Below are 17333 nucleotides of genomic sequence, written 5' to 3' on the forward strand. Positions count from 1 at the left end.
CGCTTACAGCAGTAGTTCGATCGAATGGAACAGGCGGCGCTGCTCGGGGTCCTTCGAGCGCGCGCCTTCGTCGATCACTTCGCGCAGGCAGTCGAGAAAGCACGTACCGGCGGGTCCGGGCGGCGCATCGCGCCGCGACGTCACGCTGACGATCGTTTCGTCGACGGTCTCGCGCAGCGGCAACGCGCACAGGTTTTCTTTCGCCATCGTCAGTTCGACGAGCGGCCACGGACAGATGCTCAGCATGTCCGTGTGCGACAGCAGACTCATCAGGATCGTGGACGAGTGCGCGAGATGGATCGTGTGCGGCACTTTCATTCCGCGGCGACGGAACAGATTGTCGGCCATCGATTCGCGACTCGCCGGGTCCCAGTTCAGCACCCATTCGGCGTCTTCCAGCTCGAGAATCGAACGGCAGTCGGCCAGTGGATGACCGCGCCGCGCGACCACTGCCGCGTGCGTCGAGAACAGCGGCACGTGCTGGAATTCTCCTTGCGGCGACGCGGGCGGCGGCCGGCCGATCGAGAAATCGAGCGTGCCGTCGCGCAATCGCGGTTGCACGACCGCGAGCAATCCCTCGAAGAATTCGAGCTGCACGTCCGGCATGCGCCGGCGAAACCGTTGCACGGTCTCGGGCAGGAATGTCAGCGCGACCCACGGCGTCACGCCGATCGACAGCTTGCCCGCCGCCGCGCCGCGCATCGCGTCGAGTTCGGACTCGGCGCGCGCGAGCTGGCCGAGCACGAGCCGCGCATGCACGACGAGTGCGCGGCCATACTCGGTGAACGTGATGCCGTTCGTGCCGCGATTGACGAGCGGCGCGCGCACGTCCGCTTCGAGTTCGCGCACGGCCTTCGTGACCGCGGCGGGCGACACGCCGAGCGAGCGCGCGGCGGCACGCAGACTGCCGGTGTCCGCAATCGCCGCGAGCGTGCTGAGCTGGTGAAGTTTCATCGGTGCGGGCTGCGGGGGGGGGGCAACCGGTGGTTGCCGTCGCGACGATTCTACGCCTGCCGGTCAAATAAATCGGAGGCTATGCTGGCCCGACCTGGTCATGGACGGAGACAGCAGCATGAACACGATGGTCATTCCAGCGGGGATCGCCGGTATCGAAGCCGAAATGATCGCGTTGCGGCAAAAGATCCACGCGCATCCCGAACTGGCCTACGAGGAATTCGTCACGGCGGACCTCGTCGCCGAACGGCTCCAGGAATGGGGCTACACGGTGCATCGCGGGCTCGGCAAGACGGGCATCGTGGGACAACTGAAAGTCGGCACCGGCACACGCCGGCTCGGTCTGCGCGCCGATATGGACGCGCTGCCGATCCACGAGCAGACCGGCCTGCCGTACGCCAGCACGATCCCCGGCAAGATGCACGCGTGCGGTCACGACGGCCACACGGCGATGCTGCTCGCGGCAGCGAAGCATCTCGCCCGGGAGAAGTCGTTCGACGGCACGCTGAACCTGATTTTCCAGCCGGCCGAAGAGGGTCTCGCCGGCGCGAAGAAGATGATCGAAGATGGACTGTTCGAACGCTTCCCGTGCGATGCGGTGTTCGCGATGCACAACATGCCGGGCTTTCCGACGGGCAAGTTCGGTTTTCTGCCGGGGCCGTTCATGGCGTCGTCCGATACCGTGATCGCGACCGTCACCGGACGCGGCGGTCACGGCGCAATGCCGCACAAGGCGGTCGACTCCGTCGTGGTGTGCGCGCAGATCGTGCTCGCGTTGCAGACCATCGTGTCGCGCAACGTCGCGCCGCTCGACATGGCGATCGTGACCGTCGGCGCGATCCATGCGGGCGAGGCGCCGAACGTGATTCCGGAACACGCGGAACTGCGCCTGTCGGTGCGCGCACTGAAACCGCAGGTGCGCGACCAGCTGCAGCAGCGCATCACCGAGGTGATCCACGCGCAGGCCGCCGTGTACGGCGCGCGCGCGGAGATCGATTATCAGCGCCGCTATCCGGTGCTCGTCAACGATGCGGCGATGACGGACTTCGCGCAGCGCGTCGCCACCGGTTGGCTCGGCGACGACGGCCTGCTGCCGGCGATGCAGCCGCTCACCGGCAGCGAGGACTTCGCGTTCATGCTCGAACGCTGCGCGGGCAGTTACCTGATCATCGGCAACGGTGACGGCGAGGGTGGCTGCATGGTGCACAACCCCGGCTACGACTTCAACGACGCTTGCCTCGCGACGGGCGCCGCGTACTGGGTGAAGCTCGCCGAAGCGTTTCTCGTCTAGGCGTCGCCACGGAGGCAGACATGGACTATCCCGCCGCACCCGCTACAGTGCATCCGCTGCAGCACGATGAAGACGACGCACGCGCGTCGAGCGTCGCCGTGCCCGCCGTGAACCACGTGAAAGCGATCGCCGCGATCACGCTCGGCAACGGACTCGAGTTCTTCGATTTCACGATCTACAGCTTCTTCGCGACGATCATCGGCAAGCTGTATTTTCCGGTGGAAGGACAGCTCGCGCAGTTGATGCTCGCGGTCGGTTCGTTCGGCGTCGGTTTCATCATGCGGCCGGTGGGCGGCATCGTGCTCGGCGCGTACGCGGATCGGGCGGGTCGCAAGGCCGCGATGAGCGCGACACTGTGGCTGATGACGCTCGGCTCCGCGATGATCGCGTTCGTGCCGACGTATGCATCGATCGGACTGGCGGCGCCGCTCATCGTGATTGCCGCGCGGCTCGTGCAGGGCTTCGCGCTCGGCGGCGAGATCGGTGCATCGACTTCGCTGCTGATGGAGTACGGCAGCGACCGCACGCGCGGCTTCTACGGTAGCTGGCAATTCGTGAGCCAGGGGCTCAACACCGTGTGCGGATCGCTGCTCGGCGTGGCGCTCGCGGCGGGACTCTCGACGCATGCGCTCGAAAGCTGGGGGTGGCGCGTGCCGTTCGTGATCGGTATGGCGATGGGACCGGTCGGCGTGTATATCCGCCGTCATCTCGATGAGACGTTGACGTTACCAGCGCCCGGCGCCGCGGTTGCCGTCGACGTCGCGCGCCCCGTGCGCGAGATCGTCGGCCGCCACCGCGGCGCGCTCGTGACCGGCGTACTCACGACGATCGGCGGCACCGCGGCGAACTACATCGTGCTGTTCTATCTGTCCACGTACGCGATCAAGATCCTGCATATGCCGATGGCGCTCGCGCTGTGGGCATCGTGGACCGCGGCTGCGGTGACGGTGGTGTGCTCGCCGTTTGCCGGCGCGCTGTCAGACCGCGTGGGTCGCAAACGGGTGATGTGGGTGTCGCGCGTGCTGTTGATCGCGACGGTCTATCCTGCGTTCGTCGCGATCAACGCGGTGCCGACGGTGCCGGTATTGCTCGCGGTGGTCGCGGGGCTCGCGGTGCTGGTCGCGTTCACCGCGGTGCCGAACATCGTGATGCTGCCGGAGCTGTTTCCGCGCGCGATTCGAGCGACGGGGATGTCGCTGGTGTATTGCCTCGGCGTGTCGGTGTTCGGCGGCTTCGCGCAATTCTTCGCGACGTGGCTGATCCAGCTGACGGGCAGTACGCTCGCGCCTGCGTGGTATCTGATTGGTTGCGGGCTCGTGTCGCTGTTGCCGTTGCCGTTTATGAGAGAAACGGCGGGACGGCCGCTCGATTGATCAGTTGAACCTGGCCAGGTCCTGGAAAATAAGCCGGCCCCACGTGTCGCCTCGTGCCTGGACAAGCAGGCCACCTTCGCCGATCTGCCCCAGCTCGATCGGCGCGAAGCCGAGCCGGTCGACGAGGGCCGCAACCGACGTGCTCGCCGCGTCGTCGTCGCTGGAGACGAACACGACGCGCCGGCCTCCCTGAGGCGTTGTCGCCCCCTGAGCCAGCGTTCCCGCAGGCAGGTGATTGAAGGCCTTCACCACCTTCGCTCCGGTGAACGCCTTCGCGACGACAGCGCTCGACGGCAGACCGTCCAGTTCCTCCGGCGGGACACCAAACGCGTTGGTCGCGTCGATCACGATCTTGCCCTTCCAGCTGTCGAGGGTCCGCGCGATATCGCGGTGCGTGGCGAAGGGGACCGCGAGGATGATGACATCGGCCTTGACCGCATCCTCAATCCGCTGGGGGACGATCGATGGACCGATCTTCGCTGCGAGTGTGTCGAGCGATCGTCGGGCCGCGACGGCGACTTCGATTCCCTGGCGGGCGAACGCGTGGGCGATGGCAGTTCCGATCTTGCCGAGACCGATGATTGCGTAGCTCATTGAATTCTCCATAAGTGGTTGTCCAGGACCCTCGGGTCTCAAACCTGACCGATACCACCATCGGCCATCAGATCCGAACCGGTGACATACGAACTCTGGTCGGACGCGAGGAAGAGCGCCGCGCCGGCAAGCTCCTCAGCCTGGGCGAGTCGACCGAGCGGGACCATGCTCTGGTACATGTTCACCAGATCCTCGCGTGTCGCCGACTGGGAGTCGAGAATCGGGGTGTCGGTGACGCCAGGGCTCAGCGTGTTGACGCGAATGCCGCGATCCTTGAATTCCGCCGCCCAGGTGCGGGCATAGGAACGCAACGCCGCTTTGGTCGCCGCGTAGGCGGTGTGGCCAGGAATGCCCATGCCGTGCATCGCCGACGAGACCAGGATGATCGATCCACGTCCTGTCATCAGCGGCAGCAGCTTCTGCACGAGGAACACGGGGCCGCGGGCCATCAGGTTGAATGCCTTGTCGAAATGCTCGGGCGTGATCGTGTCGATCGAAGCCTGCTCGGTAAAGCCCGCGTTCGACACGACGATGTCGACGCCCCCCTTTTTGTCCCGGACGGTCGCAGCGACACGGTCGAGGTCATCGAGGTTCGCGGCGTCCGCCTTGATCGCGGTGACGTTGCGTCCGATCAGTCTGGCGGCCTCGTCGAGCTGTGCTTGCCGACGACCGAAGATGAAGACGTGAGCGCCTTCGGCGACGAACCGTTGGGCGATCGCCAGACCGATACCGGTTGTTCCGCCGCTAATGACGGCGTTCTTGCCTGCGAGAGTGGACATGGAAACCTTCTGCCTGTTCGTGATTGACAGAACCATGGTAATTGCCGCTTCCCGGAATGATAATTGGCTTATTTTTCATAAAATCTATTCTTTGGGGGAATTGATCGTGGATCGATTTCACGAGTTGAACGCCTTCATCGCCGTCGTCGAAGCGGGCGGTTTTTCCGCCGCGGCACGTCGAACCGGCGAATCGCAGTCCGCTATCAGCAAGGCCATCGGCGCGCTGGAGAGGCGCCTCGGTGTGATGCTGTTCAACCGGAGCACACGCAGCGTGACCCTGACGGATCAGGGGCAGCGATACTACGACCGGACCAAACCGCTGGTCGACGAGATGGATGAAGCCGACAGCGAACTGACCAGCAGCACGCTCGATGTCTCGGGTCTGATCAGGATCGCCGCATCTTCGACGTTCGGCCGCCTTCACGTTCTTCCGCTGATACCGGAACTGCTGTCGCTGAATCCCGGCCTTCAGGTCGATATGGTTCTGTCGGACTTCGTGCGGGATATGGCCGAAGACCGGATCGATCTGGCGATCCGGGTGGGTACCGTCAACGACCTCGACACGGTCGTCAGGCGCGTGGCCAGCACGCCGCTCGTATGCGTCGGATCGCGTGGCTATTTCGAGCGACGCGGCATACCCAGGACGCCCGCCGAACTCGTCGATCACAATTGCCTTTTGTATGGCGGCCTGCTGGAGTCAGCGGACTGGCCGTTTGTCGGGCAGGAGGGTCGATTCAGCGTGACCGTTCGCGGAAATCTTTCGTCGAACAGCGTCGAAACGATCCGCTCGGGTGTGCTGGCCGGGGTGGGAATCGGTCTGTTTGCGAAGGTCTCGCTTGCCGATGAACTCCGGCATCCGGACGTGATCACCGTTCTCGACGAATTCATCAGCGACGTCAGGGACGTCAGCCTTGTCTGGCCCAAGCGTCGATTCGTGCCGGCACGCGTGCGTCGGGTGACGGAGTTTTTTGCTACGGCGCTCCCGCCTCGTATTTAGGCGAACTTCCGGGCGCGTCGTAGGGATCTGGCTATGCCTGATTCGCCGACCCGGGCGTTGGCGCCGGCGATGCCTTTTCCTCCGCGCTGGCCGCGTCGCGTGTCTCGGGCATCGCGACCCACACCAGCAGCACCGAGAGCGCGCCCGCCGCGGCGAGGCCGAAGAAGCTGATCGCGTTGCCGAAGTGATCGGCGACGAAGCCCGCGGCCGTCGTGCTGAGCGTGGCACCGATACCTGCTGCAAGGCCGAACAAGCCGATGCACAGGTTGTAGCGTCCCTTGCCGCCCGCGACGTCCGCGGCGATCAGCGGCAGCATCACACCGAACACTGCCGCGCTTATACCGTCGAGCATCTGCACCGGCACCAGCAGGAACGGACTGCTCACGCCCGCGAACAGCAGCGCGCGTATGGGCAGCGCGGAGAAGCCGAGCAGCAGGACCGGCCGGCGGCCCCAACGCTGCGCGGTGCGTCCGACCCATGGCGACAGCATCGCGACGATCGCCTGCGGCACGATGATGCACGCGGCGATCACGAGCTGCACGTTGTCGCCCATGCCGGCGGTGACTTCGCCAGCCGCGAGGTTGAGCATTGCCGCGTTCGACAGATGGAACAGCACGATGCACGCAGCGAAGATCAGCATGCGCCGGTCGCGCAGCAGCTCGCGCAGCGTTTCGCGTTCGCCGAGGGCGGCGACGTGTGACTGGACCTTCGGCTTCGCGCGCGTCGACGTGTACTCGCTCTGGATCATCGCGAGCGCGACGAGTGCGGGCAGCGCGAGCGCGGCCGTGAGCCAGAACACCGCGCGTGCCGAGAAGTACTCGCCGAACAGACCCATCAGTCCGGCCGCGACCGCGCTGCCGATCGATGCCCAGCGCGCGTTGCGGCCAAGCCGGTCGCCGAGATCCTGGCGGCCGACCAGCGCGAACGAGATCGCCGCCATCGCCGGCACGAGCATGCAGCTCGCGAAGCCATGGAAGACTTCCGCGGCGATCACCGGCAGCACGGTCGGACTCGTCGCGAGCAGCACGGCACTCAGGATGATCGCGACGATCGCCCACGCGGCCGCACCTTTCTTGTTCTTCAGCGCATCGACCATGGCGCCGCCCGGCACCTGGCTCACCATCGCGCTGATCGTTCCGACCGACAGCACCATACCGATCTCGCCCTGGGTCCACTTGTGCGAGGCGAGGTACGACGCAATGAACGGACCGAAGCCCGTCTGCACGTTGGCGACGAAAAAATTGAGCCAGTCGAGGGCGCGAAGGCTGCGTGCGTTGACCATGAGGCGGCCGGTCATCGCGTAGCTCTCGCCGGCGAGGCGGCGGGTGCGGCGGGTCTCGCCGCGGGTAGTGGCGCAGGAGCGACGGGCGCGGCCGTTACTGGCGAGACCGCCTGGATCGGCTTGTCGGATGCATACACCGGCGATGCCTTGATCTGCGCTTCGTCGAGATCGAGCAGCGCGTGCACTTCCTTGTCCTTCGACACGAAGCGCAGCGCCGACCAGTTCGCGGCGATCGTGCGCCGGTCCGGACTCACCATGCCGCTCACGTCGAGCACGACGGCCTGCGGCTGCGCGCTGCCGTCGATCAGCACATCGACCACGCGGCCCACCTTCGCGCCGTTCGGTCGTTCGAGCGTCGTGTCGAGCAGGGGCAACTGACCCGGCGGCACCGGCATCGGCGTCGCGCCCGTGAGCGGCGCGGCCATCGCCGCGGCGGGCTTCGGCCGGTCGGCGGGCGGCAGTTTGCCGGGCGGCAGATCGAGCGTGATCGGCGCGCTTTTCGCGCCGGGCGTGAAGCGGAACACGCTCCACGGGAAACTCACCTTGCGGTCGCCGACGCCAAGAAAACCCTGCAGGTTGACAACCATCTCGCGCGGCTTGCCGTTCGCATCGGCGATCAGATCGACCGCGCGGCCGATCACCTTGCTGCCGCGCTGCACTTCACTGTCGAGCAGCGCGCGGACCTGGCTACGCTCGATCGCCCGCGTCGAGATGATCGGCGCAGGAGTGGGCGGCGGCGGTGCGGGGGGCGGCGCGGGCGCGGGCGGTTCGGGTTTGCGCGGTCGTACGACCGGGTGCTTCGGTTTCTTCGGTACGTCGTGGCCGGTCGTTTCCGGCTGCTCGGGTTCGGCTTCGGATGCGGCCTCCGGTTCGCTCGCGGGCTCGACCGGACTCACGACGGCTTCGGTAATCAGCGCAGGTTGCTGCTGCGTGGGGAACAGGCCGCAACCCGACAGCGCGAACGCGACGAGAACGAGGAGGGCGGCAAGGGCCGCGTGGGCGGCGGAAACGGGAAGACGCAACGTTGGACGTGAAAAACCGCCACTCATCAAGGGATGCTCCATGGCCGCGCGGCGCGACCGCAGCGCCGCGGTATTGATCGATCGACAGGCGGAAGTGTAACCTGCTCACGCGGGTGGTCCCGCTTGAAGCATGCGTGTAGCGCCGCCTGCATGTGCCGCACGCGATCGCAGCGGCTGCGGTTCGCGCATCGCGTAACCCTTCGCCCGACGCGCGCAGCCTAGGTGTAAACACCCGCGACGTCCCCGCCTTCTCCCGTCATTCCCGCGATATAAGCCCGCCGACATGCCAGGCATGCCGTCCCTGCGATGGGACGTATGAGCGCGTTCGCCTACTCTTCGTGACGGCAAAAAGACAACGGCGCATGGCGCGCCGGGACGACACGATACCAACCGCAAAGAGACGAACCCTGACGATGGCCCCACGGGCCGTTTCAGCATGCTGATAAAGGAGGCACTCGCCATGATGGAACCCCACGCACAATCCCACGCACAAGCCCAGGCGCAAGCGCTTGCCGACACCGGCGCCGGCGCCGGCGCAAAACCGTTCGACGGCCACGGCCTGCTCGATCGTTATTTCGACATCACCGCGCGCGGCAGCTCGCAACGCCAGGAAATCGTCGCGGGCGTCACGACGTTTCTCGCGATGGTCTACTCGGTCTTCGTCGTGCCCGGCATGTTCGGCAAGGCCGGCTTCGACACGAGTGCGGTCTTCGTCGCCGTGTGCCTGACGACCGCGTTCGGGTCGTTGTTGATGGGCATCTGGGCGCGCCTGCCGATCGCGATCGGCTGCGCGATTTCGCTCACCGCATTCACCGCATTCGGCCTCGTGCTCGGCAAGGGGCTGCACCCGACCGTCGCGCTCGGCGCGGTGTTCCTGATGGGCGTCGTGTTCACCGGGATCTCGGTGACGGGTGTGCGCTCGTGGATCCTGCGCAATCTGCCGACGGGCATCGCGCACGGCACGGGCATCGGCATCGGGTTGTTCCTGCTGCTGATCGCCGCGAACGACGTCGGCCTCGTGACGAAGAACCCGGGACCGGGACTGCCGGTATCTCTCGGCCATCTGACGTCGCTGCCGGCGCTGATGTCGGTGGCGGGGCTCGCCGCGATCTTCGGACTCGTGCGACGTCGCGTGCCGGGCTCGATCCTGATCGTGATCGTCGCGATCTCGGCGCTCGCGCTGCTGATCGATCCGGCGGTGACGTACCACGGCATCTTTGCGTTGCCGTCGCTGAGCGCACCGGGTCATGCGTCGCTGATCGGCGCGATGGACATCAAGGGCGCGCTGTCGCTCGCCGTGCTGCCGAGCGTGCTTGCCCTCGTGATGACCGCCGTGTTCGACGCGACCGGCACGATCCGCGCGGTCGCGGGGCAGGCGGGGCAGCTCGATGCGAACGGGCGCATCGTGAACGGCGGTCGTGCATTGACCGCCGATTCGCTGAGTTCGATTTTCTCGGGCTTTCTCGGCGGCGCGCCGGCGGCTGCGTATATCGAATCGACGGTTGGTGTCGCCGCGGGCGCGAAGACGGGGCTCGCGGCGGCGGTCGTCGGGTTGCTGTTTCTCGTCGTGATGTTCTTCTCGCCGCTCGCCGGACTCGTGCCTTCGTATGCGACGGCGCCGGCGCTGATGTACGTCGGTCTGCTGATGCTGTCGAGCGTCAGCAAGCTCGATATGGACGACATGGTCGACGCGATGTCGGGACTCGTCTGCGCGGTGTTCATCGTGCTGACGGCGAACATCGTCACCGGCATCATGCTTGGGTTCTGCACGCTGGTGATTGGGCGTGTGGTCAGCGGGGAATATCGCAAGCTGAATGTCGGGACGGTGGCGATCGCTGTGGTGCTTGCGGTGTTTTATCTGGGTGGGTGGGCGATCTGATATCGCTGCCGATCCGCCGGTTAGATTAGCCGGCCTTGTCCTGACGGAGTTCGCAGCCACTTGAATCTATACTGACGGCTCCTGGAGGGTTCAATGGCTAGTCATGACAGGTTGCATCCGTTACGTCCGTTCCTGAAGAACTGGGTTTGGGAGCATGGTCGGGTAGGTACCCGCTATCTCGACTGCACCGATGGCGAGATCAAGTTCGACGAAGGCAAGAAGTCGCACTTCGCGGCCGAAGAATATATCTACGTGCCGCTCGACAAGGATGCTGAAGACGACGCATCGGTGCACGGCCCCGCGATCCAGGAGGCGGGGCTGGCGCGCTTCCTGAGAGCCGCGCAATTGGGAAAACCGGAAGAGGCGGGCTCCGTGGCGGAGGTTCAGCGCGCCGTGGAAGACTGCCTCGATCTCGGCCTGTTCAGCGCCTATCAGGGGGACGCGAAAGCGGCGTTGGAACGCTATGCGCAGGAAGCCATGTTCGACGATGAAATCCGCGCGGCGGTGGTCGAGGACATCCGGCGTTTATACGCAGGCGTGCGCGAGCAGCTGGCGATGTACGATTTCAGCGTGCTTTACGGTTTGCCTGCACCGTTGCTCATCAGCGAGACGCCGTTCATCGACTGGCGCGTGCGCACGAGCCCGGCGCTGCCGTTCGTATCGATGCCGCTTGGGCCTTACTGTCTGCTGGTGGGTGCGCCGTCAGGCAGGAAAAGCAAGGTCGGCCCGGTGGTCTGGAAGGCGGCTGCCGCGATGGGTCCGTTGAAAGACCACAACCGCTACCTCCAGGAGCATGCGCGTCTGTGGCTGGTGGCGACCACCGACGATCAACTCGTTGCCGGGCAAAGCCGCTTTGCTGCGGCTAAGGCTGACGGATCCGAGGACGCGAAGCACTGACGGAAGAGCGCCGCAACCTCACAACGACATATCGAACGCCGGCCGCAGAAACAGCTCGATTCCCATCACCACGAGGCTGAGCGCGGCCGCCGACAGCGTCAGTGTGCCGTATTCGTCGTAGCGTAAATCATGCAGACACGCGACGACGAAGAGGATCGCGAGCAGGTTGGTCAGCCATTCGAAATTCAGCGCAAGCGACATGGGGAAATCCAAGCTCGTTGAAACGAATCGCACCTGTAAATGCGGGCGATTCTATCGATACGAGCTTACGGATTCGCAACGGCTGGGCTTACATCGCTTACGCTCCCCGCAGCATGTCGTCGCGAATCCAGTCGAGCACTGACGCATGCTTCGGCTGCCAGCCGAGCAGCTTGCGCGCGCGCTCGCCGCGTACGCGGCTGTTCGACCCGAGACCATACGACGCCATCTCGTAGCCCCATTCCTTCTGCGCTTCTTCGAGCGGCCAGTCCTGCGGCTTGCCGAGTCCGAGCACGTCGGCGATCGCGGTCGTCATCTCGCTGAACGACGCTTCGCCGTTCTCGACGAAATAGAACGTGCCGGCCGGCGTTTTTTCGAGTGCGAGTCGATACAGCTCGACGACGTCGTCGATATGCACGTTCGACCAGATGTTGCCGCCGCTGCCGACGTGCCGCACGACGCCGCTCCTGCGTGCCTGCGATAACAGTCGCGGCAGCTGCACGCTCGCGCTGCCCGACACTGCACCGTGGCCGTAGATCAGCGTGTTGCACAACACCGCCGAGCGGATGCCGCGTTGAGCGGAGTCGAGTACCAGTTGATCGATCGCGACGCGCGCTGCCTTGTCGGCGGTCGGCTCCGGCAGCTCGTCTTCGCGGTACACAGTGGCCGCGCCGCGTTCGCCGCCCGACGCATCGCCGACGATGCTCGAGCCGCTCGTGTGCAGGAACGGTTTGTCCGAGCCCGCCAGTCCTTCGATCAGCGCAACGACCGCGCCACGATGGTCGCTGCTCGCCGCGTTGATCACGGCGTCGGCGGCCTGTGCATGCGAGATCAGCAGCGCGCGATCGTCGAGTGTGCCGACGACCGGTTCGATACCGAGGCTGCGCAATGCATCGGCCTGCTCGGGTTTGCGCACGAGTCCCGTGACATGGTGGCCTGCGCGGACGAGTCCCGCCGCGATCGATCCGCCAATGAAACCGTTGGCGCCCGTGATGAAAATGTTCAAGATGTTTCTCCTTTAGCGCTTTAGCGTTTGCTCCGGCGTCGACCCCTGTTAGCGTCCACTGCGGATGGTTGCTGTGAATGTGTCGTGAAACCGTGCAGCCAGTATCGGTCGCGATGGGGCGCGCAAAAAGGGGCCTGGGCTCAAATCACATTTGATCTGCGCGCACGAATCGATGCAGTGTCGGGAAACCGGATGGAAGAGACGACGGCTCTCTGAAAGTCAATGACTTGCCAAACTACTTTGGTCGACGGCGGCCCGTGCGGTGAACCGGAAACGATGGACGAGGCGGAAGGCCGGCGCGAATGCCTGCATTACGTCGCTTGCCTGCAGCGACGTCCTGTCTGGCCTTGATGTCTCATCCAATGCGTATTCTCGCTGAATGTCCGCTTCATTCCAGTTCGCGCAAACTGTCGTGCAAGACTTCGACGCGCTGTAAATGACTATTACCGCGTTCAAGCAATCGTTCCGCGACTAGCGAGCAAATCAGGTTGACCACCGCCGTCATACCAACCTTGCTGTCGAACAGCATCAGACCATCGGTATGACATCGGATCACCCAGCGCGCGAGCCGCGCCGGTTTCCCGGCGATCACATCCGACATGTATAGAACCGGAACGCCCGCCTCGGCGAGTGCGGTGGCAGTCAAACCAACCGCCGGAACGCGGCGCCGCAAACCAATGATGATCACGACATCTTTCGCGTTCAGATCGCCAAGATATTCGCCGATGGTGTCGCCCGGTGCGGGCAACAACACCACGTCCGAACGTACCTGAATCAGTTCCCGCCTGATCATCATGCCGACCGTATGACTATGCCGATAGCCGATGATCACCACTCGCCGCGCGTGTGCGATCGCATCGACCACCTTACCTAGCACGTGCGTATCCAGCGAACGGTATGTGTTCGCCAGGTTTTCGACTTCGTGCTGCAGATGCGCCTGAATCACGTCGTCGAGTTTCGAGCCAGCGGTCTTGCGGCCCCGATCCTGCAAATACAGCGGCGAACCGCCAATTTGCGCCGCACGCGCAATCGCGCGTGCATCGTCATAAGACGCGTACCCCAACTTCTGAAAAAAACGCGTCGCGGTCGCCTTCGACACCTGCGCGGTCGTCGCCAGTTCAGTGGCAGTTTGCATCGCCAGTTGTCCAGGCGCGCTCAGAATCACGTCGGCGAGGCGTTGATCGATTTCCGACAGTTCGTCATAGCGTTCCGCGATCCGACTCTCGATCGACGGCGGGGATCGCATCTCTTTTTTTGTTTGCGCGTTTGACATTTCGACTTGTGGGTAGATTGACAGCCCGTGATGGTGCGACGCCGGCACCTGGAACGTGCATCGACGGTTCGCTGCACGCGACGGGTGCAGGCTGAGAGCCTCTTGCGTCGACTTTATTATAGGTTCGGCAACGACAATATGAAATCCGTGTTTCTCGGTGGGGGTGGTAGAAACCGATGTTTTCATAAATGGAATCACGAAACAAGTGTTTCACGGTTCGCACTGGTATGGATCGTGCATTGCGTCGGGCATCGTCCACCTGTCTACGGGAGTTCTCCTGATGTCGAAGCGCCGCCTCTCCAGCATTGCCCTCGCCGCGTTGTTGCAGTGCTCCGCGTTGATTCACGCGGTCACCGCCCATGCCGATACGCTCGACGACATCAAGAGTCGTGGCACGATGACGGTCGCTATCGACCCGACTTTCGCGCCGTACGAGTACACCGACGCCAACAACAACATCGTCGGGTTCGATCCGGCCATCATGGCGGCAGTCGCAAAACATCTCGGCGTGAAGATCGAATATCAGCGCATGGCGTTCAGCGGGATCATTCCGGGCCTGCTCGCGCATTCGTTCGATATCGAAGGTTCTGCCCTCAACGTAACCGCCGAACGCGCGAAGCGTCTCGCGTACGTGGTCCCGACCAGCAAGACCGTGAACGGCGCCCTCGTGCGTTCCGACTTCAGAAAGATTCCTGAGAAAGCCACTATCGAATCGCTCGCGGGACTGACCGCTGCGGTCAAGAGCGCGAGCGCGCCCGAGCAGATCCTCAAACAGTTCAACGAAACCCTGAAAGCCAAAGGTCTCGCGCCGATCACGCTGATCAGCGTGGATAGCGTCGATCAGACGGTCGCTGCGTTGATGACGCGCCGTGCCGATTTCGTGTTCGACGATATGACCGTGCTCGCAGGCGTCATCAAGCAGAACCCCGGCAAGCTGAAATCGACTGGCGAACTCGGACCGTCGCAATGGATCGCCTGGGCGACCCGTCCGGACGATACGCGTCTGAACAAGGCGATCAGCGAACAGATCATGGCGATGAAGAAGTCCGGCGAACTCGCGCGCCTGCAAAAGGCCAATCTCGGTGTGAGCTTCGATACGCCGACGTCCGACTTCATCCCTGCGCAGTAAATCGAGCAGACCGAATCACATGACAGATCCAGTACAGACTCTTACCGCCAAGGCGGGACACGGCCGCACCTTCGAAGTGAAGACCGGCCAGCGATTGACGATCATCGATGTCGAAGGCCAGCAGGCTGCCGATTTCGTCGCGGTCGTTGCGTCGAATCATGCCGAAAAGCTGTCGCCGACTCATACGCGACGCCAGCTTCGCACGCTATTTTTCAACATCGGCGACGCGCTGTACTCGTCATTGGGACGTCCGCTATTGCGGGTCGTCGAGGATACCGTCGGCATTCACGATGCCAACGTCCCCGCTTGCGACGACACGCGTTTCACCGTCGATTTCAACGTCATCGGGCATCGCAACTGTCTCGACAACATGCACGCGGGTCTCGCGCTGTACGGACTGTCGCCCTTCGATGTGCCGGAGCCGTTCAACCTGTTTCAGAATGGCCCGGTCACGCAGGATTGCCGGATGCAGGTCACCGATCCGACCAGCAAACCTGGCGACTACATCACGTTCGACGTACTGGAAGACCTGGTGTGCGCGGTGTCGTCGTGTCCGCAGGACATCATTCCCGGCAATGGCCTGAGGGTCACCGACATCGACATTTCCATCCTGCCCGCGACGCCCGTCGCCGCCTGAACGGACTCAACCATGCTGCTTCTGAAAGAACCGCCTTCGCGTGCCCCGTTGCCTCCGCAGACCATCGCCGTGCCGGCGGGCGAAAGCCGCGCCATCGACGTCAAGGCCGGCCAGATCCTGCGCATCGAAGCGAAGGAATCGGGCGCGGTAGCATCGATGTTCGGCTTTAGCCGGATCAACGACGACGTCTACATGTCGGTCCATCACACCCGCGTGTTCAGCAACTCGTACGTGTTGCAGGCGGGCATGCGGATCGTCAGCAACCGCCGACGCGCGATGATGGTGCTCGGCAAGGATTCGAGCGGCAAGCACGATCTGTTGCTGCCTGCGTCGACAAGTGCGTATCTGGCGGAACAGGGCTACGCGGGACAGACCGGCTGCGTCGAGTCGGTTGGTGCGGTGATCGGCGCGCTTGGCCTCGAACCGCCGAAAATGCCCGACCCGATCAATCTGTTCATGAACGTCGCGTTGCATCAGGATGGCCGCATCGAACCGCTGTCCAATACCACGCGCGCCGGCGATTTTGTCGCGTGCCGCGTGGTCACGGACATGCTGTTCATCGTGTCGGCGTGCTGTACCGGAATCGCCGGTAACGACACGCCCGGCGCGCTCGAACTCTCGACTGCCGAAGAACTCGACGAACTCTGATTTTCGGGGGACTGCCACGATGGGCTTCGACCCGCAAGTGATCCACAGCCTGCCGACGCTGATCGACGGCTGGTTGCTGACCGTGGAACTGACGCTGCTCGGCGCAACCGGCAGTCTCGCGTTCGGCCACCTCGTGCTCGCGATGCAATTGACGCGCATCGCGCCGTTGCGCTGGGCTACGCGGCTCTACATCAGCTTCATGCGCGGCACGCCGGCATTGGTGCAACTGTTCGTACTGTTTTTCGCGTTGCCGCTGATCGGACTGGGCGGCCGTCCGATGCTGGCGGCCGCACTGACGCTCGGCCTGAACAGCGGCGCTTATACGGCGGAGATCCTGCGCGGCAATCTGCGCGTCGTCACCGCCGGTCAGTATGAAGCGGCGATTGCGCTCGGCATGACCCCATGGCGTATCGCGTTGCGGATCGCGCTGCCGCAGATGTTGAAGGCGAGCCTGCCCGCGCTCATCAACGAATTCACGATCCTGCTGAAAACCACACCGCTTGCGTCGGTCGTGGCCGTCACCGAGCTCACTTACGCGGGACAAATGGTGATCGCGCGCACCTACACGTCGACGCAGGTGATGCTGCTCGTCAGCGTCGGCTATCTCGCGGTCGCGCTCCCGGTCATCTATGCCGCACGACGCGTCCAGCGTACGCCGCGCGTGCAGGGCGGTGCACGTGTCGCGACCGCAGGCACACGATGACGTTCGACCTCGGTGTTCTGTCCGGCTACTGGCCCGAACTGGCGCAAGGACTCGGTGGCACGATCTGGCTGTGCGCGGCCGGGGCGGCGATGTCCGGCGGGCTCGGCGTGTTGCTGACCGTCGGTCAGCGTCGCGGGGCCCCGTGGCTCGCCGCGCTGATTCGTGGCTACACGGCATTGACGCTCGGTTTGCCCTTGCTCGTGCTGCTTTACGTGACGTTCTTCGTATTGCCGGATTTCGGCGTGCTGTTGCCTGCGCCGCTGGTCGGCACGGTGACGCTTGCGATCTACTACGGCCCGTACGTCGCCGAAGTGATTCAGGCGGCCGTCGCGGCCGTGCCCGCAGGCACCATCGAAGCGGGTGTCGCGATCGGCATGTCGCCGGTTGCAATTGCGCGCCGCATCGTCGCGCCGCAAGCGCTGCCGTTGCTGCTGCCCACGCTGACCGGGCTGCTGATCGGTCTGATCAAGGATTCCGCGCTGTTGTCCGTGATCTCGGTTCACGAGTTCATGTTCGCCGCGAAGGCCGTCGTGTCCGACACGTACGCGCCGCTCGAAGTCTATTTCGTTGTCGCGATGGTCTACTGGGCTGCGACGTCCATCATCCATCTTTCGACCCACCATTGGGAGCGCCGTCTCGGCCGCTCCCAACGGGTCGTCCTGCCCCGGTGA

The 17333-nt window shown here is 64.2% G+C and carries 18 protein-coding genes; 10 read left to right on the forward strand and 8 right to left on the reverse strand.

Going from position 1 to position 17333, the window contains the following annotated elements; genetic code table 11:
• Positions 1-3: 3 nt before the first annotated feature.
• Positions 4-954, reverse strand: a complete 951-nt coding sequence (locus ACREXZ_RS26155; protein ID WP_431767031.1) for a LysR family transcriptional regulator — start codon at positions 952-954, stop codon at positions 4-6.
• Between the two features lie 118 nt (positions 955-1072).
• Here ACREXZ_RS26155 and ACREXZ_RS26160 point away from each other — a divergent pair, with 118 nt between their 5' ends.
• Positions 1073-2245 carry a M20 aminoacylase family protein gene (locus tag ACREXZ_RS26160; RefSeq protein WP_431767032.1) on the forward strand — a complete coding sequence of 391 codons (1173 nt, stop codon included), beginning with the start codon at positions 1073-1075 and terminating at the stop codon, positions 2243-2245.
• 20 nt (positions 2246-2265) lie between these two features.
• Positions 2266-3618 carry an MFS transporter gene (locus ACREXZ_RS26165; RefSeq protein WP_431767033.1) on the forward strand — a complete coding sequence of 451 codons (1353 nt, stop codon included), beginning with the start codon at positions 2266-2268 and terminating at the stop codon, positions 3616-3618.
• On the opposite strand, the gene ACREXZ_RS26170 is transcribed toward ACREXZ_RS26165, so the two are convergent.
• Positions 3619-4212 carry an NADPH-dependent F420 reductase gene (locus ACREXZ_RS26170; protein ID WP_431767034.1) on the reverse strand — a complete coding sequence of 198 codons (594 nt, stop codon included), beginning with the start codon at positions 4210-4212 and terminating at the stop codon, positions 3619-3621. It abuts the gene before it with no gap.
• A 38-nt stretch (positions 4213-4250) separates the two neighbouring features.
• The gene (locus ACREXZ_RS26175; RefSeq protein ID WP_431767035.1) at positions 4251-4991 is read right to left on the reverse strand and encodes an SDR family NAD(P)-dependent oxidoreductase; all 741 of its coding nucleotides are present in this window, start codon (positions 4989-4991) and stop codon (positions 4251-4253) included.
• Positions 4992-5097: 106 nt separating this feature from the next.
• Between ACREXZ_RS26175 and ACREXZ_RS26180 the strand changes: the two genes are divergently transcribed.
• Entirely contained in the window at positions 5098-5988 is an 891-nt protein-coding gene (locus ACREXZ_RS26180) for a LysR family transcriptional regulator (RefSeq protein WP_431767077.1), read from the forward strand.
• Between the two features lie 31 nt (positions 5989-6019).
• Here the strand turns inward: ACREXZ_RS26180 and ACREXZ_RS26185 are convergent, their stop codons facing one another.
• Both ACREXZ_RS26185 and ACREXZ_RS26190 read right to left on the reverse strand, forming a co-directional pair.
• Positions 6020-7285 carry an MFS transporter gene (locus ACREXZ_RS26185; RefSeq protein ID WP_431767036.1) on the reverse strand — a complete coding sequence of 422 codons (1266 nt, stop codon included), beginning with the start codon at positions 7283-7285 and terminating at the stop codon, positions 6020-6022.
• The gene (locus ACREXZ_RS26190; RefSeq protein ID WP_431767037.1) at positions 7282-8319 is read right to left on the reverse strand and encodes a PRC-barrel domain containing protein; all 1038 of its coding nucleotides are present in this window, start codon (positions 8317-8319) and stop codon (positions 7282-7284) included. Before ACREXZ_RS26190 ends, ACREXZ_RS26185 begins: the two co-directional genes overlap by 4 nt.
• Positions 8320-8752: 433 nt before the next feature.
• On the opposite strand from ACREXZ_RS26190, the gene ACREXZ_RS26195 reads away from it, so the two are divergent.
• Complete coding sequence (locus ACREXZ_RS26195; RefSeq protein ID WP_431767038.1) at positions 8753-10171, forward strand: NCS2 family permease; 1419 nt, start codon at positions 8753-8755, stop codon at positions 10169-10171.
• A 93-nt stretch (positions 10172-10264) separates the two neighbouring features.
• On the forward strand, positions 10265-11068 hold the full coding sequence (locus tag ACREXZ_RS26200) for a hypothetical protein (protein ID WP_431767039.1): 804 nt from the start codon (positions 10265-10267) through the stop codon (positions 11066-11068).
• 18 nt (positions 11069-11086) lie between these two features.
• Here ACREXZ_RS26200 and ACREXZ_RS26205 read toward each other — a convergent pair whose 3' ends face one another.
• The 3 genes from ACREXZ_RS26205 to ACREXZ_RS26215 all read right to left on the reverse strand — a co-directional run bounded on the left by ACREXZ_RS26205 (position 11087) and on the right by ACREXZ_RS26215 (position 13545).
• Positions 11087-11269, reverse strand: coding sequence for a hypothetical protein (locus ACREXZ_RS26205; RefSeq protein WP_431767040.1), 183 nt, complete (start codon positions 11267-11269; stop codon positions 11087-11089).
• 97 nt (positions 11270-11366) lie between these two features.
• Positions 11367-12272: an NAD-dependent epimerase/dehydratase family protein gene (locus tag ACREXZ_RS26210; RefSeq protein ID WP_431767041.1), complete on the reverse strand. Its 906-nt coding sequence runs from the start codon at positions 12270-12272 to the stop codon at positions 11367-11369.
• 388 nt (positions 12273-12660) lie between these two features.
• Positions 12661-13545, reverse strand: a complete 885-nt coding sequence (locus tag ACREXZ_RS26215) for a MurR/RpiR family transcriptional regulator (protein ID WP_431767042.1) — start codon at positions 13543-13545, stop codon at positions 12661-12663.
• 280 nt (positions 13546-13825) lie between these two features.
• Between ACREXZ_RS26215 and ACREXZ_RS26220 the strand changes: the two genes are divergently transcribed.
• From ACREXZ_RS26220 to ACREXZ_RS26240, 5 genes are read left to right on the forward strand one after another with little or no spacing between them, the layout of a single operon-like run.
• Positions 13826-14674 (forward strand): transporter substrate-binding domain-containing protein, encoded by an 849-nt coding sequence (locus ACREXZ_RS26220; protein WP_431767043.1) that lies wholly within the window; start codon positions 13826-13828, stop codon positions 14672-14674.
• Positions 14675-14693: 19 nt separating this feature from the next.
• A complete protein-coding gene (locus tag ACREXZ_RS26225; protein WP_431767044.1) occupies positions 14694-15311 on the forward strand; it encodes a DUF1989 domain-containing protein in 618 nt (205 codons plus the stop codon).
• 12 nt (positions 15312-15323) lie between these two features.
• On the forward strand, positions 15324-15959 hold the full coding sequence (locus ACREXZ_RS26230; protein ID WP_431767045.1) for an urea carboxylase-associated family protein: 636 nt from the start codon (positions 15324-15326) through the stop codon (positions 15957-15959).
• 19 nt (positions 15960-15978) lie between these two features.
• On the forward strand, positions 15979-16662 hold the full coding sequence (locus ACREXZ_RS26235) for an amino acid ABC transporter permease (protein WP_431767046.1): 684 nt from the start codon (positions 15979-15981) through the stop codon (positions 16660-16662).
• Positions 16659-17333: an amino acid ABC transporter permease gene (locus tag ACREXZ_RS26240; RefSeq protein WP_431767047.1), complete on the forward strand. Its 675-nt coding sequence runs from the start codon at positions 16659-16661 to the stop codon at positions 17331-17333. The genes ACREXZ_RS26235 and ACREXZ_RS26240 overlap by 4 nt, the downstream gene beginning before the upstream one ends.

The sequence above is a fragment of the Paraburkholderia sp. genome (assembly GCF_050742655.1).
GTDB lineage: Bacteria > Pseudomonadota > Gammaproteobacteria > Burkholderiales > Burkholderiaceae > Paraburkholderia.